This window comes from Ralstonia pickettii (genome assembly GCF_016466415.2).
GTDB lineage: Bacteria > Pseudomonadota > Gammaproteobacteria > Burkholderiales > Burkholderiaceae > Ralstonia > Ralstonia pickettii.
The window spans coordinates 18,181-39,655 of the sequence record NZ_CP066772.2 but is presented as its reverse complement, the minus strand read 5'-3'; the positions used below and the strand labels follow the sequence as shown (position 1 = coordinate 39,655).

Here is a 21,475-nt window from a genome sequence, read left to right as displayed (position 1 = left end):
TCATGAAACGCTCTCGTATGACGTGCGCGCTTGTCGCAACGTCGGTGCTCGCTCTCACGGCGTGCTCCCTGGCGCCTATCGCCGTGCCGCCTGCCACGCCTTCGCCAGACCATTACGGCGTGACCTCGCAGCCCGCCAAGACGGTGGAAGCGGCCGGCGTTGCCCAGCAGTTTGATGTGGGCGCCGCGCCGGTGCCGCAATGGTGGAAGCTCTATCGCTCCGATGCGCTGAACGCGTTGGTGGAAGAAGGACTGCGCAATAACCCCACGCTGGCTGCAACGCAGAAGACCTTGTCCGCCGCCCAGGAGGAACTGCGTGCGCAGGTGGGTGCATCAACATTGCCGTCCCTGGACGCTGGGGCGCAAGCCGCACGCCAGCGCACGCCGAACCTCACGGGCGTGGGCCCCGAAGCGCTGCGCTACAACGTGTTTGTTGGCCAGTTGCAGGCGCATTACACCTTCGACCTGTTCGGTGCCACGCGCTATGCCAATGCCGCGAGCGCGGCGCGGGTAGATGTGCGTGGCTGCGAACTGGAGGCAGCACGGCGTGCCCTCGCGGCGAATATTGTCGGCGCCGTGATCAATGCGGCCGCGCTGGACCAGCAGATCGCCTTGACCGAACGTCTTGTTGTGGTGGCAGACGCGACGGCGCGAGATAGCCAGCGGCGGTACGAGCTGGGGGCGCTCTCGCATGCGCAGGCGCTGGCATCGACGCAGAGCGCCGCATCGCTGGCGGCGACGCTGCCGCAGTTGCGCCAACAGCGTGCGGTGTCGATCCACGCGTTGGCCGTGTTGCTGGGCCGCACACCGGATGCAGCGCCGGCGGTACCCGAGTTCAGCAGCCTTTCGCTGCCGAACCAGGTGCCTGTGGCCGTACCCTCGGATCTGCTCCGTGCCCGGCCGGATATCCGCGCCGCCGCTGCTGCGGTCAGGGCAGCGTCTGCAGACGCAGGCGAGGCCACCGCACAGCTTTTCCCGAGCCTGTCGCTCACTGCCTCGCTTGGTCGGGGCGGTTTGAGCTGGCCTGCGCTGCTGTCGGGGGCGGGCGGCTTATGGGCCGTGGGCGCCGGGCTGAGTCAGCCGATCTTCCACGGCGGCGCGTTGATGGCGCACCGCCGCGCCACGCTCGAGCTGTATGACGCAACGGTCCTGCAGTACAAGTCGGCGGTCTTGTCGGCATTTGAAAACGTTGCCGACACGCTCGCCGCGCTGGAGAACGATGCACAGACGCTCGCTTCCGCAGAAGTGGCTTCGACGGCTGCGCGTACGGCCTTCAACGAGACCGCCTCGCGCCGCCGCTTGGGCGCGCTGCCCGCATCTGCCGAGCAGTCGAGCGAGCTGCAGTACCTGAACGCGCAGCTCGACACCGTGCGTGCGACCAGCCGGCGCATGAGCGACACGGCTGCCTTGCTGCAGGCCATGGGTGAACTGCCCGCAAACACTGTCCAGACGATCGCCAAGGACTGACATTGCCTTTGGATGGGCTCGGCCTCCACGCGACTCGCGTGGAGTGCCGTGCTTCGCCCGCAATGCCGATTGGCTCCGTCCACGCCCATGGAATCCACCCACCTGATTGCCTGCCATGAGTGCGACCGCGTGTTTCGGCGGCCGCCGCCGTTGGAAGGCTTGAACGTCCGATGCTCGCGTTGTGCGAGCGACCTGAGTAGCGCCCATCTCGCCCGGCCGACCCTCGACAACGCAGCAGCGATGGCGGTGGCTGCGCTCATTACGCTGGTGATCGCGCAGTGCTTCCCGATCATTGCCCTCAAGGCCCAGGGGATGACGTCGCAAGCCACGTTGCTTGACGCAGTGTCCTCACTTTGGGCGGGACACATGGGCGTCGTGGCTGCGGTCGTGTTTTTCACCACCACGCTTTTCCCATCGATGGAATTGCTCGCGTTGCTTTACGTGTTGCTTCCGTTGCGCGCGGGCAGTGTGCCGCCCGGATTTCGCCTCGTCATCCGCTTTCTCCAATGGCTTCGCCCTTGGGGAATGATCGAAGTGTTCATGCTCGGCGTGCTGGTCACGACGGTCAAGATGATCAGCCTCGCGCGCGTGATTCCCGGTGCAGGCCTGTTTGCATTCGGCGCGTTGACGGTGCTGCTGGCGCTGGTTTCGCGCTTCGATCCGCACAAGCTCTGGCATGCGTGCGACGAGATCGAGGGTGGGGATGGCGCAGCGCCGTCTGGCGAACTGCGAACTGGCGCGTCGGTGAAAGAACCGGTCGTGGCGGACTCGCTCAAGGCCGTTTCCGCAAAGCAGGCGGGGCTGGTGGTCTGCCACACGTGCGGCAGCGTGCAACAGCGGGATGGCGTCGGGTCGCATCCGCGGTGCCGTCGTTGCCATACGGCCCTGCACGAACGCCGCCCGGCCAGCGTTTCGCGGACTGCCGCATTGCTCCTGGCTGCCGCGCTGCTGTACATCCCGGCCAACCTGCTGCCGGTGATGCACAGCACCTCACTCGGGCGCTCGGAAGACGACACGATCCTGAGCGGGGTGGCGTACTTCTGGACCTCCGGCGACTGGGGCCTCGCTGCGGTCGTCTTTATTGCGAGCGTGGTGGTGCCAATGCTCAAGCTCGCCATTCTTGCGGTGCTGGTATTCGCGGCACGCCGGCGCTCGACATGGCGTCCGCACGAGAGGACACGGCTTTATCGCCTCGTCGAACGCATCGGCAGGTGGTCGATGCTCGATGTGTTCGTGGTGGCGCTCACGGTTGCACTGGTGCACTTCGGCTCCTTCGCTGTCATCACCGCGGGCCCGGGGGCACTGGCATTTGGCGCTGTGGTGATCCTGACCATGATCGCCTCCATGCAATTCGACCCCCGGCTTATCTGGGACCCGATCCCCGACGAAGCACCCGCGCACGACGATTCCTGAGCGGGTCTCGCGCACACCGTCCGTCCGCCTTCTCTTCCTTGTAAGCAATGCGTCCTCTCGATCTACCTCTTCCCGAAATCACGCCTCCACGGCGTTGGCTTCCTTCCATTGTGTGGCTCGTGCCGCTGATCGCGGCGTTGATCGGGCTTGCGCTGGTCGCCAAGACCATCGCCGAGAAAGGCCCTGTCGTGACCGTCACCTTTTCCAATGCCGAGGGCCTTGAGGCAGGCAAGACCAAGGTGAAGTACAAGGACGTCGAGATCGGCACGATACAAGCCATCTCGCTCACACCGGATCTGAAACGCGTGACGGTGAAGATTCAGCTGGCGCGCGAAGCCGAGCGCTTTGCGGCCAAGGACACCCGGTTTTGGGTGGTCCGACCGCGCGTGGGCGCGAGCGGCATATCCGGGCTGGGCACGTTGCTTTCCGGCGCGTATATCGGCGTGGATATCGGGCATTCCAAAGACAGCCAGACCCAGTTCGTGGGGCTGGAGAGTCCGCCTTCCGTCACCACGGATCAGCAGGGGCGCCAGTTCTCGCTGCACGGCGATTCGCTCGGTTCCGTCGATATCGGCGCGCCGGTCTTCTATCGGCATCTGCAAGTGGGGCAAGTGGTGGGCTTTGCGTTGGACAAGCAGGGCGGGGGCGTGCAGGTGAAAGTCTTCGTCAACGCCCCCTACGACAAATACGTCGGCACCAACACGCGCTGGTGGCATGCCAGCGGGGTCGACCTCCGGCTCGATTCCAGCGGCCTGAAGCTGAATACGCAATCGCTGGCCACCGTCATCGTTGGCGGGCTGGCGTTCCAGACGCCCCAAGGCCAGCCGGATGGGCCGCCGCCCCCGGACAGCGCGGTGTTCTCGCTGGCGTCCGATGAATCGGACGCAATGCGCGAGCCCGACGGCGCGCCGCTGACTGTGGTCATGCGGTTCAACCAGTCGCTGCGCGGCCTGTCTGTCGGCGCACCTGTGGATTTGCGCGGCATTGCATTGGGCAACGTCACCGACATCGGCATCGAGTACGACGAGGCGGCGAAAACGTTCAGCATGCGTGTTGTGATGGCGCTGTATCCGTCGCGGCTCAGCCGGCGCAGCAACACCTCGCTTCCTGCGCCCGACACGCCGGGCGGTCATGAAATGCTGCAGCACTTGGTCATGCAGGGGCTGCGTGGGCAGCTTCGCATGGGCAACCTGCTGACGGGTCAGTTGTACGTTGCGCTCGACATGTTCCCCAAGGCACCGCGTGCGACGGTCGATGTCCATCGGTCGCCGGTGGAGTTGCCGACGGTTCCGAACTCGCTTGATGAATTGCAGGTGCAGCTTGCCGACATCGCGAAGAAGCTCAACCAGGTGCCGTTCGACAAGATCGGCAGCAACCTGAACGGCGCGCTCGAAAATGCGAACCGCCTGTTCGGTCATCTGGATACCGAAGTGGTGCCTCAGGCGCGGGACACACTGGCGTCTGCACAGCAGACCTTCAACGCAGCGCAGGCAACCTTGCGGCAGGATTCCCCGCTCCAGTCGGATGTGCACGAGGCGATGCAGGAACTGACGCGCACGCTTCAATCGCTCAATGCGCTGACGGACTATCTGGAACGCCATCCGGAATCGCTGCTGTTTGGCAAGAAAGGAGATGCGCGGTGATGGTGTCGTGGCTCCCAATTTGCCGCACCCTTGCTGGCGTGGTTGCCTGCGCAGCGCTCGCGGCATGCAGCTCGCCGCCGGCGCGCTTTCATAGCTTGCTCGGTGCCGATGCCGATGGCGTTGCGGTGTCCGCACCAGCACAGGCACCTGTGCGAACGTATCTCGTCGATGTGGTGGCGGTACGTGTTCCGCCGTCGGTGGCGGGCAGGCGGCTGGTCGTCCAGGCCGGTTCAGGCCAGGTCGATGTCCTGGAAATGGACCGCTGGGCTTCGCCCGTGGCTGATGAGATTCGTGCGGCGCTGTCGTCCGGGCTGGCGTTGCAGATCCGCGCGATGGACCTGCACGGCCTTCCATACGATGGGAGACGGCCCGTCTACCGCGTAGCCGTGGATGTACAGCGGTTTGATGCGTGGCGCGGCTCGCACGTGCTGATCGATGCTGTCTGGACGATGCGCACCGCGGATGATCGCCAACTGCTGACGTGCCGCAGCATCGTCCAGAAGAGCGTATCCGCCGGTATTGACGGCGTGGTAGAGGGCCATCGGCGCGCGCTGAAGGCGCTAGCTTCGCAGATGGCCCAGGCGCTGCTGGCATACGCCGCCGCACCGGCAGAGGTGGCGCGACCGATGCCAGGTTGTCTGGATTCGGCGACCAGTACCGTCGGCAAGTAAGGGGGGGCGCCTAGACGCCCGCGCTGCAACGCGGGCGCTCAGGTCAGCTTGCGCTGTCGGCTGTCTCCACAACGGGCAGCGGCCGGGCGGCCACTTTTTCGGCTTCAGCGCGCTTGAGCCCCAGCGTCTGGAGCAGCGCCGCTGCCGTGCGTTCGGGGAAATGCTCCCCCGAGAAACCCAGCTCTTTGACGATATTCGCGGCCGGCGCATCGGGCGCCAGAAAGTTGAGTTCGGCCGAGACGGCGGTCAGCACGGTGCCGCCGACCGACAGGAATCCGATAAACGGATCCGCCACGACAAACCGCTTTGCCGCGATGCCGCGCTCGATATCGCGCAGCAGGCGCTGGCCGAGGCCGTGCGTCAGCACGCGCGCCGAGAAGCCCTCCCGAATGAGGAAGCGCCCCCACACAGGCTCGCGCCTCGCCCGGACCAACGTATGCCGCACCGATACCGAAATGATCTCGGCCGCGTCGGATAACCCTTCCGTCAGCTTGTCGAGCGAATCGGCGAACTCCTCGAACACTGCGCTCACCAGCGCGGCGTAGATGGCTTCTTTCGATTCGAAGTGGTTGTAGAACGACCCGAAACCCACATCCGCGGCCTCGGTAATTTCGTTGATGGCAACGCCCTCCATGCCCCGATCAGCCATGAGCCGGAGTGCGGCATCCAGCAGCCGTGCGCGTGTTTCCCGCTTACGCCGTGCGCCACGGGGCTCGCGTTCGTCAGCGGCGGGCGCCGGAGGAGTGGGCGTCTTCGCAACGGAGCGCTTCGGAGTTCGGCGAGTCTCGGTGGTGGCCATGATGGTCTGGTGGTCCTTGTCGTGGCCGGAATTATAGATTCGAATGTCGATATTGACAAAATCATCAGGCATGACTTTAATGTCAAAAAAGGCGGAAGAAGCCTGACTGAGGCGTAGACAAAGAAACGGAGTAGCGGTGGAGACAAAAGCACATGCGCGTGCCAGTTCACGCGTCGCGGATGGCGCATGCCCTCAGGGGGCAGGTGAGTTGCCATCTCAGATAGACATCCTTGTCGTGGGGCTTGGCCCCGTCGGGGCCATGGTGGCCAATCTGCTGGCGCCTCATGGCGTGAGCGTGTTGGCGATCGACAAGGCCCCCGACATCTATATGGCCCCGCGTGCCATTGCGCTGGATAACGAAGCCTTGCGGATCCTGCAACAGGCAGGCATCAGCGAAGGCGATTTCGAAACGGTGGCCATTCCCCACGTCCGGATGCATTCGCCCTGGCTGGGCGAATTCGGGCGTGTCAACACGCTGGGCAGCCTGGATGGCCATCCGAAGCTCGTCACGTTCTATCAGCCCGATCTGGAGCGCTGTCTGCGCGCACGCCTGGCAGCGCACGGTGATGTGCATGTCGCGCTCGGCACCACGCTGCTCAGCATCACGAATCAGCCGGATGGCGTACTGGCTTCGCTGGATATCGGGTGCGGGCAGGTACACCGGGTCCGCGCTCGCTACCTGGTGGGTGCAGACGGGGCGAGTTCGCTCGTGCGCCACCTGATCGGGCAGGAATTCCGGGGCACGACGTACGCGGAGGATTGGCTCATTGTCGATGCGCGTCATGTCCCCAAGCCGATCGACCATGTTGAATTTCTCTGTGATCACCGGCGCCCCACGCCGCACATGGTCGCTCCAGGCGCGCGCGAGCGTTGGGAGTTCATGCTCCAGCCAGGCGAGAGCGGCGACGACATGGAATCGGACAGCCGTATTCGCGAGTTGCTCGCACCGTGGACGGACGTTGACAGCATCACGATCGAACGCAAGGCGGTCTATCGCTTTCATGCCAGAACCGTCGACCGGTTCAGCGTTGGCCGGGTGTTCCTCGTTGGCGATGCGGCGCACATCACCCCGCCGTTTGTTGGCCAAGGGCTGGTCGCCGGACTCCGGGACGCCGCCAACCTGAGCTGGAAGCTGGCCTGGGTGCTGCAAGGACGGGCCGATGCGCGGATTCTCGACACCTACGACGAGGAGCGCCGCCCGCACGCGAAAGCCATGATCAATCTCGCGCGGTTCATGGGCAAGCTGGTGATGCCGCGCAGTGCGCCCATCGCGCTGTTGACGCACGGCTTGATGCGTTTGACCCGGCTGGTGCCGGGCCTGCGTTCGCAATTCGAGGAGTTGCGCATCAAGCCGAAGAACGCGTTCAAGACCGGACTGTTCGTCAAAGGATGCTCGTCAACCAAGCTGATGCGTGGTGGAGTGATCCCGCAGGGCTGGGTCAGGAACGCGGAGGGCCACATGTGCCTGAGCGACGACGTGCTTGGCCACGGATACACGCTCGTCAGTTTCGGCTGCGACGCCCGCGCCGCGCTGGAGCCCGCAACGGCAGCGGCATTCGAACGCCTGGGCGGTACGTTCGTTCGGATCGCGCATCGGGGGCAGCCTCTGCACCGTGAGGTGCCCGGCGTTTGGGAGGACCTCAACGGCACGTTCCTTCCCGATGCGGTGCCCGTTGGTTGGGCGGCCGTTGTGCGCCCGGATCGCACGGTCGTCCATGACGGGCCAGCCGCCGAGGCAGACCGCCTCGTTTGCGAAAGCCTGGCGCTGCTCGGCGGCCGACCTGAGCCCATGGCCGCCGCCACTGCGGCTGCCGTTGCTGCCGTTCAATCTGCCTGAGTGTCTTGCCATGAAACTCACCACAGCACAGCCTGCACGCCATCCGCAGCCGACGACCAAGGCATTGGCGCTCGCCTACCTGATGTTCGATCGGCCCGATCTCGAACGCGCCGAGCGGTTTCTCAATGACTTTGGTCTCGTGACGGTGCAGCGCGACGAATCGACATTGCTCTTGCGCGGCACCGGCCCGGCGCCGTTCTGCTATGTCGTGCGCAAGGCGCCAAAGGCCGCGTTTGCCGGCTTCGGGTTGCAGGTGACCGGACGCGCAGCGTTGGATGCCCTGACGAAACTGCCTGGCGCCTCGACCGTGGAGCCGTTGGATTGGCCGGGCGGCGGCTATCGCGTGCGACTCGTCGATCCGTCCGGCTTCCGCGTCGATGCCATTGCGGATCAGGCACCGGCAACCGAGCTGCCGCACCGTTCAGCGTTGTCGCTCAACTCGGTGGACGCCCCTTTGCGCATCAACGAAACGCAGCGGCCGCCCGTGGGTACACCCGAGGTGATTCGCCTGGGGCATGTCGTTCTGGAGCTTGCCGACTTTCAGGCCACCTGCGCCTGGTACACGCAGCACTTCGGTTTCATACCGAGCGACGTGCAGGTGTTGCCGGACGGCTCGCCTGCGGTCGCATTCATGCGGCTCGATTTGGGCGACACGCCGGCCGACCACCACACGCTCGCGCTGGCTCAGGGTTTTGTGTCGAAGTACAGCCACAGCGCCTTCGAACTGATCGATGCCGATGCCGTCGGCATGGGGCATCGCATGCTGCGCGAGCAGGGGTGGAAGCACGCCTGGGGGTTGGGGCGGCACATTCTCGGAAGCCAGATTTTCGACTACTGGCAAGACCCGTGGGGCGACAAGCACGAGCACTACTGCGACGGTGACCTGTTCACCGCAGATCAGCCGACCGGCATTCACCCGGTCAGCCGCGAGGCCATGTCGCAGTGGGGGCAGTCGATGCCTGCCAGCTTCACCAAGCCGAAGCTGACACCGGCGGCCATTGCGGCCCTCATCCGTAACCTGCGGCGCAGCCCCGACCTGACGCTGCGCAAGCTGGTCACGCTCGCCCGGATCTTTGCCTGAGGCAGCGCAAGCGCCCTCGGCCGTCACCCATCCAACGCATCTTTCGCCATGTCCATCAATATCGTTCGCTTTGAATACCAGGATCAGACCCAATGGGGCGTGATCCGCGATACACGCATTACGCCCGTGCCTGGCACCTATGCCACGACCGGTGACTTCGTTCGCAATACAACCCTGGCCCAGCTTGCCGCGCTGGATGGTGAATTGATCGCGGTGTCCGCCGTGAAGCTCCTGTCCCCGGTCACGCGCAATCAGCAGTTCATCTGCCAGGGCGCGAACTACCGCCAGCACATGGTCGAGTCCGGCATGGACCCGGACGTGAAGACGTACAACATGATCTTCACCAAGGCGTCGAGCTGCATCGTCCCGGCCGACAGCGACGTGATCAAACCGAAGCGCGTGCAGTTTCTCGATTACGAGATCGAGCTTGGCCTCGTGATGCGCCAGGCGATTCACGGGCCAGTCGACGTGACAGACGACAACCTGTACGAATACGTGGCGGGCGCCGTGATCGTGAACGACTATTCCGCGCGCGACGTCCAGATCCCCCAGATGCAGTTCTACAAGGGCAAGTCGTTCCGTACGTTCGGGCCGGTGGGCCCGTGGCTCACGCTGCTGGAACCGCGCGAGATCTCTGCGCTCAGGAGCCTGCAGCTCAAGCTGACCGTCAACGACAAGCTGCGGCAGAACGACACGACAGCCAACCTCGTCTACGGCCCGGCCGAGACGCTGACCGAGCTGTCTCGCGTGCATGACCTGGAAGCGGGCGATCTACTGGCCACCGGCACGCCGGCGGGCTGCGCGCTGTCCGTGCCGTCGCCGACCAAGCAGAAGATGGCCGCGATGCTGCCCGAGAAGGCGAAGTGGGAGATGTTCCTGAAAGTGCAGGCTGCGCGCCCCCAATACCTGAAGCCGGGCGACGTGGTGGAAGCTCGGATCCACTCGTCGGACGGGCGGATCGATCTGGGCACGCAGCGCAATCGCATCGTTGCCGAGGAGTAAGCGCCATGCCGGGTTTCTCCAGCCTGCAGGACGTGGAAGCCGTGGAAGCCGTGGAAGGGCACGGTCTTCCGCCGGACCTTCCGCAGAACACATACGAAATGATCCGTCGCGGCGCCAGCCTGAATCCGCAGGCGCCGGCATTGAGCTTCTTTCTGAGCGTCAATGACCACCGCACCCCCCAGACGTGGAGCTACGCAGCGCTTCTTGAACGCATCACGCAGACGGCAAATTTCTTCGACGGCATCGGCGTCAAGAAAGACAGTGTGATTGCGTTTGTGTTGCCCAACCTGCCGGAAACACATTTCGTGATCTGGGGCGGGCAGGCGGCCGGCATCGTCGCGGCGTTCAATCCGCTGCTCGAAGGGCCCGCGCTGGCCGAGCTGCTCAATGCTGCCGGTGCGTCAGTGCTGGTCACACTGGCGCCGTTTCCCGGCACCGATACCTGGATCAAGCTGCAGCCGCATTTGCCCGCCATCAAGAGCCTGCGGCACTTGGTGCTGGTGAACCTGGCCGACCGCGTGCATGGCGCAGCGCAATGTGCCGCGCAGATGCAAAAGAACGAGGCGCTGCGATTGCTCGGTCCGCAAGGCGTGCATGGCGCAGTTCCCATGTCGGTGCGCATCCACGATTTCAACAGCGCCATCCAGGCGCAGCGCGCAGACGGCCTGAACAGCCGGCGGCACATTGCCGCGCAAGATGCGTCTTCGTACTTCTGTACCGGCGGCACTACGGGCTTGCCGAAGATTGCGATGCGCACCCACGGCAATGAAGTCGCAAACGCGTGGAGCACGGCGCAGGTGCTGGGGGCGGGCATCGGCCCCGGTAAGGTGGTGTTTTGCGGCTTGCCGTTGTTCCACGTCAATGGCGTTCTGGTGACCGGGCTGCTGCCGTTTTCCAGGGGTGCCCATGTCGTGCTCGGCACGCCGCAGGGCTATCGCGGCGACGGCGTGATCCAGCGGTTCTGGGAGATCGTGGAACACCATCGCGTGAATTTCTTCAGCGGCGTGCCGACGCTCTACGCTTCGCTGCTGCAGGTGCCCGTTGGGGAGCGCGATGTGCGATCGCTCGAATACGGCCTCTGCGGCGCCGCGCCCATGCCGGTCGAAGTCTTTCGCCGCTTCCAGGAGCAGACGGGCATCAAGATTCTCGAAGGCTATGGGCTGACGGAAGCAACCTGCGTGAGCAGCGTCAACCCGCCGATGGGCGAGCGCCGCCTTGGCTCCATCGGCCTGCGCGTGCCCATGCAGCAGATGAAGACCGTCGTGCTGGACGAGGGCGGGGCATATCTGCGTGATTGCGTTGTAGACGAGGTGGGCGTGTTGGTGGTGTCTGGCCCCAACGTCTTTTCGGGCTACCGCCAGGCCGGGCAGAACGAGGGGCTCTGGGTCGATACGGGCGATGGATGGCGGTGGCTCAATACCGGCGACCTGGCGCGGCAGGATGAACAGGGCTACTTCTGGCTTACCGGCCGCAAGAAGGAACTGATCATTCGCGGCGGCCACAACATTGATCCGCTCACCATCGAAGCGCCGCTGCATCGTCACCCTGCCGTGCAGATTGCTGCCGCCGTCGGGCGCCCGGATGTGCATGCGGGCGAGCTGCCGGTTGCCTACGTGCAACTGCGTGCCGGTGCGTCCGCCACGGAAGCCGATCTGCTGGCCTTCCTGAAGGCGGAAATTGCGGAGCGTGCGGCGCTGCCCCGGCAGGTCAACATCATTGAAACGATGCCCCTGACCGCCGTGGGCAAGATCTTCAAGCCGGCACTCAAGCACCGTGAAACGCGTGATGCCCTGTCTGCAGCCCTCAAGGATGCGGGTATCGCTTTTGAGGCTCTGGAAGTGGCGGAAGACAAATCCAGAGGGCTTGTGGCGTCGGTCAGGCTCGACGCCAGCGCATCGATTGCCGTCGCGCGTGAAGTGCTTGGCCGCTTTCCATTTCCCTTTTCCGTCAATTGATTGAAGTGCCGGTGAAGCAGCGTCCTGGCTGATCCGGCTGAAGGAGGAATTCCTCGCCTGCGCACTGTCGCGTGAGCAGGCGAAGTGCCCCGCGCCGCATGGTGGCGCATTCCTGCAGTTGCAGTACCTACATTAGAAAAATCGGAGACAACATGAAGCACACACGCGCGGCAATGCTCTTGTCGCTCGCGGCGACCTCGCTCGCCCATGCGCAATCGGCAGGGCAGTGGGTCGTCAATGCAGGCTGGATGCATCTCGCCCCTCAAGATTCCAGCCAACCGCTGACGGTGCATGCACTCGGGCAATCGGCCGAGGTGCCCGGCAGCGGGTCGACGCTGGCCAACGCCAATACCTTCGCGCTCACCACACGGTATTTCGTCACGGATCATGTGGCCCTGGAAACGGTGCTGGGCGTCCCGCCCAAGCTGCACCTGAGCGGAACCGGATCACTCGCACCGGTTGGTGAGTTGGGCACCGCCCGCGCATGGAGCCCGGCTGCGCAAGTGCAATACCACTTTGGTGAACCGAATGCGCGCGTGAGGCCGTACCTTGGCGTGGGGCTTGGCTATGTCTGGTATCGGGATATCGAGTTGAGCCGGCCGTTGGCAACCGGGCAGATTCTCGCCTCGCCAACCACGGGCTCCATGTTGGTCGGCCCGACCACGGCATCGCTCAGCAAATCGTTCGCCCCCATCGTCAATGCCGGCTTGACGTACAACCTCGACGCGCATTGGTCGATCGGCGCATCGGTGTCGTATATGTGGTTGTCCACCAAGGCGACGCTGACGACGCAGGCGCCCGTGGGCACCGTAACAACGACGACCAAGGTGCGGATCAACCCGTTGGCGAGCTTTCTGTCGGTGGGGTACCGGTTCTAGCGGCCGCGTGCTTGCTCAGACGCCAATCGCGCCGTCGTCCAACTTGAAGATGGAGACGGCGCGGCGCGGTGCACCGGCCTGCTCGGCCGCGGCGTTTGCCGCCGCAGAGGCCTCTTCCGCCATCGCCGCGTTCTGCTGCGTGACTCCTTCGATCTGGCCCACTGCGATGTCGACCTGCTCGATGCCGGTGCTCTGCTCGGTGGAGGCCGACGAAATCTCAGTCGGCAGTTTTCGCGGAGACCGCTGCGCTCTCCGTGGCGACTTACCGCGCTGCTTCGTCTAGCAGACGCGCAGGCTCGCGATGCACGCCCGCGACCACCTTGTCGCCTACGGTGGGGCGAAGGAAGCGGCCACGAACATATCGTGGCCCTTGCGGTCACCCACGCCCATGGCGAGGTGAGCCGTTGAAAATTGCGCGATGAGGTCTCGGCTCTTATCCGGTGGGGGGGGGATGCCTGGTGCGTCTTTGCCTGGTCAGCAACCGCTAGCTCGTCCTTGAGGAAGGCGGCCCAGTGGTTGCCGAGCTTTATGGGGTCTTCGCCGCGCAGCAGCGTGTCTTTCCACATCACGCGCAAGCAAGCCTTCCAGGATTTCGCTACACTATTAATTGACGAATCAATCGTTGATGCGGCATTTGTATTGCCGCTCCCAGTCATGGCCGTCCACACCGCGCTCCCACATTCCCATACCCAGGTCCTGCCGTTCAAGGAATCGCTTTTGGCGATGATCGGCATTTGCTTTGTCGTCGTTCTGGTGGCGTTCGACCAGACCGTGGTCGGTACCGCCTTGCCGACGGTGGTGGCCGAACTCAAAGGCTTTGAGCTGTATGCCTGGGTGGCGACGTCGTATCTGCTGACCTCCGTGGTGACGGTGCCGATCTTTGGCCGCCTGGGCGACTTTTACGGGCGCAAGCCGTTTGTGATTGCGTCCATCGTGGTCTTCACGCTGGCGTCGGTCATGTGCGGCATGGCAGGCAGCATGACGTTCCTGGTGTGGTCGCGGGCGCTGCAGGGCATTGGCGGCGGCATGCTGGTCGGCACGGCGTACGCATGCATTCCCGATCTCTTTCCCGATGCGCGTGTGCGCTTGCGCTGGCAGGTGATGCTGAGCGCCTCTTTCGGTATCGCCAACGCAATCGGCCCGACGCTGGGCGGGTGGATGACGCAGGCATTCGGCTGGCGGTCGGTGTTCTACGTGAACATCCCGTTCGGCGTGCTGGGGCTGTGGTTTGCCTGGCGCTTCCTGCCGCATCTGCGTCAGAACGTGCACACCGGACGTATCCGGCTGGACTGGCAGGGCGCAGTTCTGATCACGGTGGCGCTGGGGGCGTTGCAGTTATTCGTCGAATGGCTGCCGCGGCACGGCCTGTCGCTGCCGCTGTTCGGCTCGCTGGCGCTGTCGGCTGCGGCGTTTGTGGCGCTGTGGTGGTGGGAGCAGCGTGCGGAGCAGCCGCTGCTGCCGTTCGACATGCTACGCAACCCCGCACTGGCTGCGCTGTTCATGCTGGCGTTGCTGTCGGGCTTTTCGATGTTTGCCGTGTTGTTCTACGCACCGTTGCTGTTCCAGGGCGGGTTCGGCATGTCGCCGCAGGAAGCCGGCCTGGTGATTACGCCGCTGGTGGTGTGCATCACGCTGGGCAGCATCATCAACGGGCGCATCGTCACGCGCATTCCCAAGCCCAACGCCATGCTGTATGCCGGCTTTGCGCTGCTGACGGTGGCGGTGGGGGGCATGTCAGTGTCCTTCTGGGGCATGTCGCACGTGGTACTGACGCTTCTGATGCTGCTGGCAGGGTTGGGGCTCGGCTTCGTGTTGCCCAATCTGACCGTGTTTGCGCAGCAGACGGCCGGCCGTACGCATCTGGGCATTGCCACGGCGCTGCTGCAATCGCTGCGCATGGTAGGCGGCATGGTGGGCACGGCGCTGGTCGGCACGCTGGTGAGCGAGCGCTATGCCTCGGGCGTTGCCAATGTGCTGAGCGCCGACAGTGCGACGCAGTGGCTGCGCCAGCTTGCCGATCCCGAAATTCTCATCGATCATGACGCGCAAGCCGCCTTGCTTTCGCAGTTGCATGCTGCCGGCCACGACGGTGCGGCGCTGCTCGAAGCTGCGCGCCATGTGCTGGTGGGTGCCATCCATATCGGCCTGATCGTGGCGACGGTGGTGGCGCTGATCGGCCTTTGGTATGTGCGGCGGGTGCCGCCCGTGGTGCTGCACCATGTCGAGCCCGTGCAACATACGGAATAGGCGCCGGATAGGCGAGAACAAGCCGGAGCGGTTAGGATGCGCGGTTTCCCAGCAATCTCAGCCCTGATCGATGACCTCTGAACGCGAACGCTTCGCCGTCATGCACCAGTTCGGCCGCACCTATCGTGCGTTCATGTCCGCCTTCGAGGCGCATGTCGGCCAGCCGATGCCGCGCTGGCGCATCCTGCTGGCGCTGCACGACAACACCGGCGGCGGCATGGCTCAGAAACAGCTCGCCGAGCGCCTGCAGATGGACCCTGGCGCGCTCACCCGCCAGCTCAAGGTGCTCGAGCAGCTCGGCTGGATCGAACGCGTAACGGATGCACGCGACAACCGTCTGACCAACGTGTCGCTGTCAGACGCCGGCTTGGCCGTCGTGCTTGACTGCATGCCGCGCCGCATCGCCTTCATCAATGCCACGCTCGATGGGCTGCCGGACGATCTCGTCCACGCGTTGTCCGAAGCGCTGGCGCAAATTGAAACACGCCTGGCTGAAGTGCCGGCGCTGGCCACCGCGGCCTCTACCGCATCCGATAGCAAATCCGCAGATCAGCCCGCAGACCGCTAATGCGCGCTGAATGCGTTCCGGAGACAACCATGTCCATGGTGATCAACAGCGCGCTGTACCGCAACGGCAAGCGTGAGCGCGACCTGTCCGTCGAGGCCATCAGCGACGTGCTGCACACGCCGGGCTCGTTTGTCTGGCTCGGTTTGCATGAGCCCGACAACGCGATGCTCGACCGCGTGCAGGAGGAATTCGGCCTGCACGATCTCGCCATTGAAGACGCGCGCAACGCGCACCAGCGGCCCAAGCTGGAGGTGTACGGCGATGTGCTCTTCATCGTGCTGAACACCGCGCAGATGGAAGACGGCAACGTCGTCTTTGGCGAGACGCACCTGTTTGTCGGTCGGGACTTTCTTGTCTCGGTGCGGCATGGGCCGTCGGCGTCGTATTCGCCGGTGCGCGAGCGTTGCGAGCGCACGCCGCAATTGCTGGCCAAGGGCGCGCCGTTTGCGCTGTACGCGGTGATGGACTTCGTGGTCGACAACTATCAGCCCGTGCTGGAACGCCTGCAGGAAGAGTTCGAGCAGATCGAAAGCCAGATCTTTGGCGACACGTTCGATCGCGCGGCCATCGAGCGGCTTTATACGCTCAAGCGCCAGCTTCTGCGCCTGCGCAACGCCGCACTGCCCGTGGAAGACATCGCCGGTCAGCTTGTGCGCCTGCATGAAGACGTGGTCCCCAAAGAACTGCGCGCATATTTTCGGGATATTGCCGACCATGCGCACCGCGCGGTGGGCGCACTCGATGTGATTCGCGAAATGCTGACCACGGCCATCTCGGTGAACGTGGCGCTGGTGTCGGTCACGCAGAACGACATCGTGAAGCGCCTGGCGGGGTGGGGCGCTATTCTGGCTATTCCGACCGTGGTGTTCAGCAATTACGGCATGAACTTCAAGGGCATGCCGGAGCTGGAGCATCCGGCGGGGTATCCCATCGTGCTGGCGTGCACGGCCACCGCTTGCGTGTGGCTGTATCGCAAGCTGCGCAAATCGGGTTGGATCTAGGAGACAAGAGATGGCGCGCTGCTGCTGGGCGGGCGAAGACCCGCTGATGATCGAGTATCACGACACCGAGTGGGGCGTGCCCTCGCACGATGATCGCCACCTTTACGAGATGCTGATCCTGGAGGGTGCGCAGGCTGGGTTGTCGTGGCAGACCATCCTTCGCAAGCGGGCGCGCTATCAGGAGGTGTTCGAGGGGTTTGATGCGGCACGCGTAGCGCGATTTACGCCGGCACGCATCGAAAAGCTGCTCGCCGATCCGGGCATCGTGCGCAATCGTGCCAAGGTAGAAGGTGCCGTCATCAACGCGAGGAAGGTGCTGGAACTTCAGGAAGAAATGGGTTCGCTCGACGCATTCCTGTGGTCGTTTGTCGATGGCAAGACCATCGTCAACCGCTGGGACAGCTACCGCGATGCACCCGCCGCGACCGATGCGTCCAAGGCGATGAGCAAGGCGCTGATCAAGCGCGGTTTCAAGTTTGTCGGCCCGACCATCTGCTACGCCTTCATGCAGGCCACCGGCATGGTGGATGACCACGAAGCCGGGTGTTTTCGCGCCGGCCAGGTGTAGCGCGTAAGGCCTCTTTTTGATCGGGCGAATGTCCGTTATTCTCGTCAATCCCAATATTGACGGAGTCGTTCTTCATGTCGCTGAATTTTCTCGGCATTGCCGGTAGCCTGCGCCGCAAGTCCACCAACCAGGGCCTGCTGCGTGCGGCATCCACCCGCCTGCCCGCTGGCGTTGAAATGGACCTGGCCGACCTGACGGATATTCCGTTCTACAACGCCGACATCACGGACAAACCAGCCTCGGTGGTGCGCGTGCTCGAACAGATCGGGCGCGCCGATGCGCTGGTGCTGGCTTGCCCCGAATACAACTATTCGCTGGCGCCGGCGCTGAAGAACATTCTGGACTGGGCCTCGCGCGAGCCCAACAACGCGTTGCTGGCAGGCAAGCCGGTCGCGATCCTGGGCGCGGGCGGCGGCATGGGCACGTCGCGCGCGCAGTACCACCTGCGTCAGGTTTGCGTGTATCTCGACCTGCATCCGCTGAACAAGCCGGAAGTGTTCGCCAACGCGTTTGCCGGCGGCTTCACCGCTGATGGCGATCTCACCGACGAGCGCATCGCCGGGCTGATCACCGAGCAGATGCAGGCACTGGCCAACTGGACGTTGAAGCACAAGGCTTGAAAGAAACCTTGCCTTAGATGACTCACTCGCCGGCGTGCAGCGTGCGGTTGCGCCCGGCGAGCGAGCCTGCCACAAGGGAGGCCAGCGCAATCGCGCTGAACAGCCAGCCCATCACGGCCCAACTGCCGGTCAGATCGTGCAGCACCCCCATGAGATACGGCCCGGCGGCCGCCATGGTGTAGCCAATGCCCTGCGTCATGGCCGACAGGCTTGCAGCCACACGCACGTCGGCGGAGCGCAGCACAATCAGCGACAGCGCCACGCTGAAATTGCCGCCCTGGCCGAGTCCCAACAAGACCGCCCACCACCACAGCGTCGACAGCGGCGCATACAGGCAGCCCATCAAGCCGGCCCAGCACATCAGCATCATCAAGATCACGGCGGGGCGTTGGTCGCGGCCGAGCCGCGCCACAAAGGGTCCACCCAGTGCGGTGATGAGCTGCACGAGAATCGACACCGCGACGACCACGCCGGACTGAACGGCTGACAGCCCGCGGTCTTGCAGGATCACGGGCAGCCAGCCGAACACGCAATACGCCAGCGACGATTGCAGCCCCATATAGAGCGTCACCTGCCAGGCGATCGGCTTGTTCCATAGAGAAACACGCTGCAGCCGGGTGGCCGCGCCCTTGCCGTGCGCATGCCGCATGTGCGGCCACCAGCCCACAAAGGCCAGCAGCGCCGGCAGGGCCCAGAACGCCAACGCAGGCTGCCAGCCGCCCAGCCATGCCGAAAGCGGGGCGCTTGCCCCGGCCGCCACCGCCGCACCAAAGCACAGCGCCATGGTGTAGACGCCGGTCATCAGGTCTGCCTGCCGGCCGAAATCGCGCTTGACGATGCCCGGCAGCAGGATGCCCGTCACGCCAATGCAGGCGCCTGCAGCCAGCGTCCCGATGAAGAGCGGTACGACGCCACCCGCACTGCGCAACGCAATGCCTGCCGCCAACGCAATCAGCAGGCCACCCACGGCGCGTTCTGCGCCAAACCGGCGAGCCAGCACGGCGGCGGCCGGCGCAAATAGGCCCAGGCATAGCACCGGCAGCGTTGTCAGCAACCCCGCCGTAGCGCCCGATAACCCCGTGCCAGCCGCCACCTGCTTGAGCACGGGCGACAGGCTCGACAGCGCTGGACGCAGGTTCACGCCCACCAGCACCAGCCCGACAACGAGCAGGATCAGCGCTCCGGACGAACGGCGGTCTGCAGCGTCATGCGCGGCAGGAGAGGGCGAAGCGTGTGGACGTTGTGACATGGCAGAACAGGCGTGCGAGCAAGCTGCCGATTGTAGGGCGTGCGCCGGTTTGGTGCATGCGCGCCATCCGATCCCAGTCACGCCGACTCCGTCATTGCGTAGGATTCAGGCGCGCAGCGAGGCCGGCCAGTACGTCTGCGGAAGGTGTGCCGCGTTCGGCCGCCAATGCCAGCGCACGCCGTGTGAGCGCTGTGTAAAGCGCGGCGTGATCCGCGCCCAGTGCATCAAGCGCTTGCAGATGTTTGTCGATGACGCCGCTGTCTCCGCGCGAGACCGGGCCTGCCAGAGCGCCAGCCAGGCCACGTGCGCGGGCCGCCGCCAGCGTGCCGTCCACCAGCGGCCACATGGCCGCCACGGCGGCATCACGGTCGATGCCTGCGGCCCCCCACAACGTGGCAGCTTCGTGGAGTGCGCACAGCAAAAAGCTGGCCGCGTAGTTGGCGCCTGCGTGATACACGGCGCGTTGCCCGGCACGCACCTTCAGCGGCGTGCAGCCGAGCCGCAGTGCAAAGCTGGCGAGTGCCGCGTCGTGCGGCGCATCGGCGTCAATGGCGATGGAGGCGCCGCCCAGCCGTTCGGCATCGTCGGGCAAGCCGGCAAACAGAAACAGCGGGTGAAAACTGGCGGTGTCTGCCCCGGCGTGGCGAGCGGCATCCAGCAAGTCGCGTTCGCCGGCACCGCTGCAGTGGAGTACGAGTTGGCCGGGTCGCCAGCGCACGTGGTTGACCACGCCCGGAATAGCGTCATCCGGCACGGTCACAAACACCCAGTCGGCGGCATCCGCCACGCCTTGCGGGTCGGCCGCCTTGGCGCCGGTAGCGTGCGCAAGCCACGCGGCGGGTGCGCTTGAACGGTTGGCAACCGCCACGGTACGCACGCCTGCGCCGTGGGCCCGCATGGCCAATGCCCGCGCCAGCCGGCCCGCGCCAATCCAGCCCACCGAAACCGGCGTTTCGATTGCAAAAGACGTCATGGCTAATCCCGATTTTTCATGGTCCGCATCTTATAGCGAAGCCACATCGATAGACCGGGATGCTGCAGTCGGCCGATCGGGCGATGCCGCCGGTACACTGCACGCTTTTGCCGGCAGCGTTGATGCCGGGCCTAAGCAAGCGGTTTTCTCCAGGTGGACATGTCAGTGCAGGCAGGCGTTATGCAAAGCAAAAGTAGGGCAACCCTCATCGGTCTCATCGCAGTGCTGCTGTGGAGTTCGATCGTCGGATTGATCCGGGGTGTGAGCCAGCATTTGGGCGCCGTCGGTGGCGCTGCCATGATCTATACGGTCGCGTCGGGGCTGCTGGTATTCACCGTCGGTTTCAATCAGTTGAAGACGTTTCCGCGGCGCTACCTGCTGTGGGGCAGCCTGTTGTTCGTGTCCTACGAGCTGTGCCTGTCGCTGTCGATCGGCTATGCCAACAGCGGGCGGCAGGCGATTGAAGTCGGAATGGTCAACTACCTGTGGCCGACATTCACGATGCTGTCCGCGATTGCCTTCAACAAGCAGCGGGCAAACGCCCTGATCGTGCCCGGTGTGCTGATCTCTATCCTGGGGATCTGCTTCGTGCTGGGCGGTGAGCAGGGGCTTGACATCGCCGGCATGGCGGAGAACGTCAAGGACAACCCCCTCAGCTACGGATTGGCGTTCACGGGCGCGGTGATCTGGGCGGCGTATTGCACCGTCACCAGCCGGATTGCCGCAGGCAAAAACGGCGCGACGCTGTTTTTCATCCTGACCGCGCTGGCCCTGTGGATCAAGTTTTTCGCCACAGGCGGCGGCGCGATGGACTTCAGCGTGTCCGCGTTGATCTATCTTGCGTTGGCCGCGTCGGCAATGGGGTTTGGCTACGCAGCGTGGAACGTCGGCATTTTGCATGGCAACGTCACGGTATTGGCGGGCGCGTCGTATTTCATCCCGGTGTTTTCTGCGGCCCTGGCAGCGGCGCTGCTGCATGCCCCGCTGTCCCTGACGTTCTGGAAGGGGGCAGCGATGGTGGTGGCGGGGTCGATCCTGTGCTGGCTTGCGACGCGCGGCGGTCGCGCCAAGACGTTGCCTTCGCCCAAGTCTTCTACCTGACGTAACAACGGGCACATCGGGAAACTGCCACCTCAACTATTTCGCAATTAACTGCCAAGAAATCAAAAAGACCGCAGAGCGAGCCTGCACGGGAACGGGGCGTGCTAGATGCCGTGTAAGCCGCAGCGCCACGACGGAACGGCGGCATACCAACACAGAAACAGGAGGCATCATGTTGAGCACCATCCTCATCATCGTTCTCATCTTGCTGCTGATCGGCGCACTGCCGTCGTGGCCGTACAGCCGGGGTTGGGGCTACGGGCCAACGGGCGGCCTTGGGCTGATCGTAGTGATCGTGGTCATTCTTGTACTCCTGGGCTATATCTGACGCCCAGTCCAACCCCCGTGTGCGCGCGGTTCTGAGCATCGCCTGACCGGTCGCAGAGGGTTGGCCGCGCACCGT

Annotated in this window: 19 protein-coding genes and 1 pseudogene; 16 read left to right on the top strand and 4 right to left on the bottom strand. The window is 64.4% G+C overall.

Translation table 11 applies throughout. The annotated features are described in order from the left end of the window. The first annotated feature begins 2 nt into the window (after nucleotides 1-2). The 4 genes from RP6297_RS16340 to RP6297_RS16325 all read left to right on the top strand — a co-directional run bounded on the left by RP6297_RS16340 (nucleotide 3) and on the right by RP6297_RS16325 (nucleotide 5,193). On the top strand, nucleotides 3-1,466 hold the full coding sequence (locus RP6297_RS16340; protein WP_009239805.1) for an efflux transporter outer membrane subunit: 1,464 nt from the start codon (nucleotides 3-5) through the stop codon (nucleotides 1,464-1,466). Between the two features lie 87 nt (nucleotides 1,467-1,553). After that, nucleotides 1,554-2,879 (top strand): paraquat-inducible protein A, encoded by a 1,326-nt coding sequence (locus tag RP6297_RS16335; RefSeq protein WP_009239804.1) that lies wholly within the window; start codon nucleotides 1,554-1,556, stop codon nucleotides 2,877-2,879. 47 nt (nucleotides 2,880-2,926) lie between these two features. After that, complete coding sequence (locus tag RP6297_RS16330) at nucleotides 2,927-4,522, top strand: PqiB family protein (RefSeq protein WP_009239803.1); 1,596 nt, start codon at nucleotides 2,927-2,929, stop codon at nucleotides 4,520-4,522. Then, nucleotides 4,522-5,193 carry a PqiC family protein gene (locus RP6297_RS16325; protein ID WP_009239802.1) on the top strand — a complete coding sequence of 224 codons (672 nt, stop codon included), beginning with the start codon at nucleotides 4,522-4,524 and terminating at the stop codon, nucleotides 5,191-5,193. The genes RP6297_RS16330 and RP6297_RS16325 overlap by 1 nt, the downstream gene beginning before the upstream one ends. 43 nt (nucleotides 5,194-5,236) lie before the next feature. Here RP6297_RS16325 and RP6297_RS16320 read toward each other — a convergent pair whose 3' ends face one another. Continuing rightward, nucleotides 5,237-5,992 carry a TetR/AcrR family transcriptional regulator gene (locus RP6297_RS16320; RefSeq protein WP_009277128.1) on the bottom strand — a complete coding sequence of 252 codons (756 nt, stop codon included), beginning with the start codon at nucleotides 5,990-5,992 and terminating at the stop codon, nucleotides 5,237-5,239. 136 nt (nucleotides 5,993-6,128) lie between these two features. Between RP6297_RS16320 and RP6297_RS16315 the strand changes: the two genes are divergently transcribed. The 5 genes from RP6297_RS16315 (at nucleotide 6,129) to RP6297_RS16295 (ending at nucleotide 12,745) form a co-directional block, all read left to right on the top strand. Then, nucleotides 6,129-7,829 (top strand): bifunctional 3-(3-hydroxy-phenyl)propionate/3-hydroxycinnamic acid hydroxylase, encoded by a 1,701-nt coding sequence (locus tag RP6297_RS16315; RefSeq protein WP_009277129.1) that lies wholly within the window; start codon nucleotides 6,129-6,131, stop codon nucleotides 7,827-7,829. A 10-nt stretch (nucleotides 7,830-7,839) separates the two neighbouring features. Beyond that, nucleotides 7,840-8,910: a VOC family protein gene (locus RP6297_RS16310; protein WP_009239799.1), complete on the top strand. Its 1,071-nt coding sequence runs from the start codon at nucleotides 7,840-7,842 to the stop codon at nucleotides 8,908-8,910. Between the two features lie 48 nt (nucleotides 8,911-8,958). Further along, nucleotides 8,959-9,912, top strand: coding sequence for a fumarylacetoacetate hydrolase family protein (locus RP6297_RS16305; RefSeq protein ID WP_009239798.1), 954 nt, complete (start codon nucleotides 8,959-8,961; stop codon nucleotides 9,910-9,912). A gap of 5 nt (nucleotides 9,913-9,917) precedes the next feature. Further along, nucleotides 9,918-11,867: an acyl-CoA synthetase gene (locus tag RP6297_RS16300; protein WP_009239797.1), complete on the top strand. Its 1,950-nt coding sequence runs from the start codon at nucleotides 9,918-9,920 to the stop codon at nucleotides 11,865-11,867. Between the two features lie 152 nt (nucleotides 11,868-12,019). Further along, complete coding sequence (locus RP6297_RS16295; protein ID WP_009239796.1) at nucleotides 12,020-12,745, top strand: OmpW/AlkL family protein; 726 nt, start codon at nucleotides 12,020-12,022, stop codon at nucleotides 12,743-12,745. 15 nt (nucleotides 12,746-12,760) lie between these two features. Here the strand turns inward: RP6297_RS16295 and RP6297_RS16290 are convergent. After that, nucleotides 12,761-12,976, bottom strand: a pseudogene (locus RP6297_RS16290) (methyl-accepting chemotaxis protein); the annotation flags it as partial. A gap of 423 nt (nucleotides 12,977-13,399) precedes the next feature. Between RP6297_RS16290 and RP6297_RS16285 the strand changes: the two are divergent. The 5 genes from RP6297_RS16285 to RP6297_RS16265 all read left to right on the top strand — a co-directional run bounded on the left by RP6297_RS16285 (nucleotide 13,400) and on the right by RP6297_RS16265 (nucleotide 17,749). Beyond that, nucleotides 13,400-14,992, top strand: a complete 1,593-nt coding sequence (locus tag RP6297_RS16285; RefSeq protein ID WP_009239795.1) for an MFS transporter — start codon at nucleotides 13,400-13,402, stop codon at nucleotides 14,990-14,992. Nucleotides 14,993-15,062: 70 nt separating this feature from the next. Beyond that, on the top strand, nucleotides 15,063-15,560 hold the full coding sequence (locus tag RP6297_RS16280; protein WP_009239794.1) for a MarR family winged helix-turn-helix transcriptional regulator: 498 nt from the start codon (nucleotides 15,063-15,065) through the stop codon (nucleotides 15,558-15,560). A 29-nt stretch (nucleotides 15,561-15,589) separates the two neighbouring features. Further along, complete coding sequence (locus RP6297_RS16275) at nucleotides 15,590-16,561, top strand: magnesium and cobalt transport protein CorA (RefSeq protein WP_009239793.1); 972 nt, start codon at nucleotides 15,590-15,592, stop codon at nucleotides 16,559-16,561. Between the two features lie 10 nt (nucleotides 16,562-16,571). Further along, entirely contained in the window at nucleotides 16,572-17,129 is a 558-nt protein-coding gene (locus RP6297_RS16270; RefSeq protein ID WP_009239792.1) for a DNA-3-methyladenine glycosylase I, read from the top strand. Nucleotides 17,130-17,203: 74 nt separating this feature from the next. Further along, nucleotides 17,204-17,749, top strand: coding sequence for an NADPH-dependent FMN reductase (locus RP6297_RS16265; protein WP_004634902.1), 546 nt, complete (start codon nucleotides 17,204-17,206; stop codon nucleotides 17,747-17,749). 22 nt (nucleotides 17,750-17,771) lie between these two features. Here RP6297_RS16265 and RP6297_RS16260 read toward each other — a convergent pair whose 3' ends face one another. Then, nucleotides 17,772-18,998 carry a CynX/NimT family MFS transporter gene (locus RP6297_RS16260; RefSeq protein WP_009239791.1) on the bottom strand — a complete coding sequence of 409 codons (1,227 nt, stop codon included), beginning with the start codon at nucleotides 18,996-18,998 and terminating at the stop codon, nucleotides 17,772-17,774. A 91-nt stretch (nucleotides 18,999-19,089) separates the two neighbouring features. Continuing rightward, on the bottom strand, nucleotides 19,090-19,971 hold the full coding sequence (locus tag RP6297_RS16255) for a Rossmann-like and DUF2520 domain-containing protein (protein WP_009239790.1): 882 nt from the start codon (nucleotides 19,969-19,971) through the stop codon (nucleotides 19,090-19,092). A gap of 180 nt (nucleotides 19,972-20,151) precedes the next feature. Between RP6297_RS16255 and yddG the strand changes: the two genes are divergently transcribed. Together yddG and RP6297_RS16245 are read left to right on the top strand one after the other, a co-directional pair. After that, nucleotides 20,152-21,072, top strand: a complete 921-nt coding sequence (gene yddG / locus RP6297_RS16250; protein ID WP_037028678.1) for an aromatic amino acid DMT transporter YddG — start codon at nucleotides 20,152-20,154, stop codon at nucleotides 21,070-21,072. Between the two features lie 172 nt (nucleotides 21,073-21,244). After that, nucleotides 21,245-21,400 carry a DUF3309 family protein gene (locus RP6297_RS16245; RefSeq protein WP_004634893.1) on the top strand — a complete coding sequence of 52 codons (156 nt, stop codon included), beginning with the start codon at nucleotides 21,245-21,247 and terminating at the stop codon, nucleotides 21,398-21,400. The last annotated feature ends 75 nt before the right edge of the window (nucleotides 21,401-21,475 follow it).

What these genes read in the sequence shown, in the direction of transcription:
- RP6297_RS16340 (WP_009239805.1), top strand. Translation starts at nt 3, where the DNA reads ATGAAACGCTCTCGTATGACGTGCGCGCTTGTCGCAACGTCGGTGCTC.
- RP6297_RS16335 (WP_009239804.1), top strand. Translation starts at nt 1,554, where the DNA reads ATGGAATCCACCCACCTGATTGCCTGCCATGAGTGCGACCGCGTGTTT.
- RP6297_RS16330 (WP_009239803.1), top strand. Translation starts at nt 2,927, where the DNA reads ATGCGTCCTCTCGATCTACCTCTTCCCGAAATCACGCCTCCACGGCGT.
- RP6297_RS16325 (WP_009239802.1), top strand. Translation starts at nt 4,522, where the DNA reads ATGGTGTCGTGGCTCCCAATTTGCCGCACCCTTGCTGGCGTGGTTGCC.
- RP6297_RS16320 (WP_009277128.1), bottom strand. Translation starts at nt 5,992, where the DNA reads ATGGCCACCACCGAGACTCGCCGAACTCCGAAGCGCTCCGTTGCGAAG.
- RP6297_RS16310 (WP_009239799.1), top strand. Translation starts at nt 7,840, where the DNA reads ATGAAACTCACCACAGCACAGCCTGCACGCCATCCGCAGCCGACGACC.
- RP6297_RS16305 (WP_009239798.1), top strand. Translation starts at nt 8,959, where the DNA reads ATGTCCATCAATATCGTTCGCTTTGAATACCAGGATCAGACCCAATGG.
- RP6297_RS16300 (WP_009239797.1), top strand. Translation starts at nt 9,918, where the DNA reads ATGCCGGGTTTCTCCAGCCTGCAGGACGTGGAAGCCGTGGAAGCCGTG.
- RP6297_RS16295 (WP_009239796.1), top strand. Translation starts at nt 12,020, where the DNA reads ATGAAGCACACACGCGCGGCAATGCTCTTGTCGCTCGCGGCGACCTCG.
- RP6297_RS16285 (WP_009239795.1), top strand. Translation starts at nt 13,400, where the DNA reads ATGGCCGTCCACACCGCGCTCCCACATTCCCATACCCAGGTCCTGCCG.
- RP6297_RS16280 (WP_009239794.1), top strand. Translation starts at nt 15,063, where the DNA reads ATGACCTCTGAACGCGAACGCTTCGCCGTCATGCACCAGTTCGGCCGC.
- RP6297_RS16275 (WP_009239793.1), top strand. Translation starts at nt 15,590, where the DNA reads ATGTCCATGGTGATCAACAGCGCGCTGTACCGCAACGGCAAGCGTGAG.
- RP6297_RS16270 (WP_009239792.1), top strand. Translation starts at nt 16,572, where the DNA reads ATGGCGCGCTGCTGCTGGGCGGGCGAAGACCCGCTGATGATCGAGTAT.
- RP6297_RS16265 (WP_004634902.1), top strand. Translation starts at nt 17,204, where the DNA reads ATGTCGCTGAATTTTCTCGGCATTGCCGGTAGCCTGCGCCGCAAGTCC.
- RP6297_RS16260 (WP_009239791.1), bottom strand. Translation starts at nt 18,998, where the DNA reads ATGTCACAACGTCCACACGCTTCGCCCTCTCCTGCCGCGCATGACGCT.
- RP6297_RS16255 (WP_009239790.1), bottom strand. Translation starts at nt 19,971, where the DNA reads ATGACGTCTTTTGCAATCGAAACGCCGGTTTCGGTGGGCTGGATTGGC.
- yddG (WP_037028678.1), top strand. Translation starts at nt 20,152, where the DNA reads ATGCAAAGCAAAAGTAGGGCAACCCTCATCGGTCTCATCGCAGTGCTG.
- RP6297_RS16245 (WP_004634893.1), top strand. Translation starts at nt 21,245, where the DNA reads ATGTTGAGCACCATCCTCATCATCGTTCTCATCTTGCTGCTGATCGGC.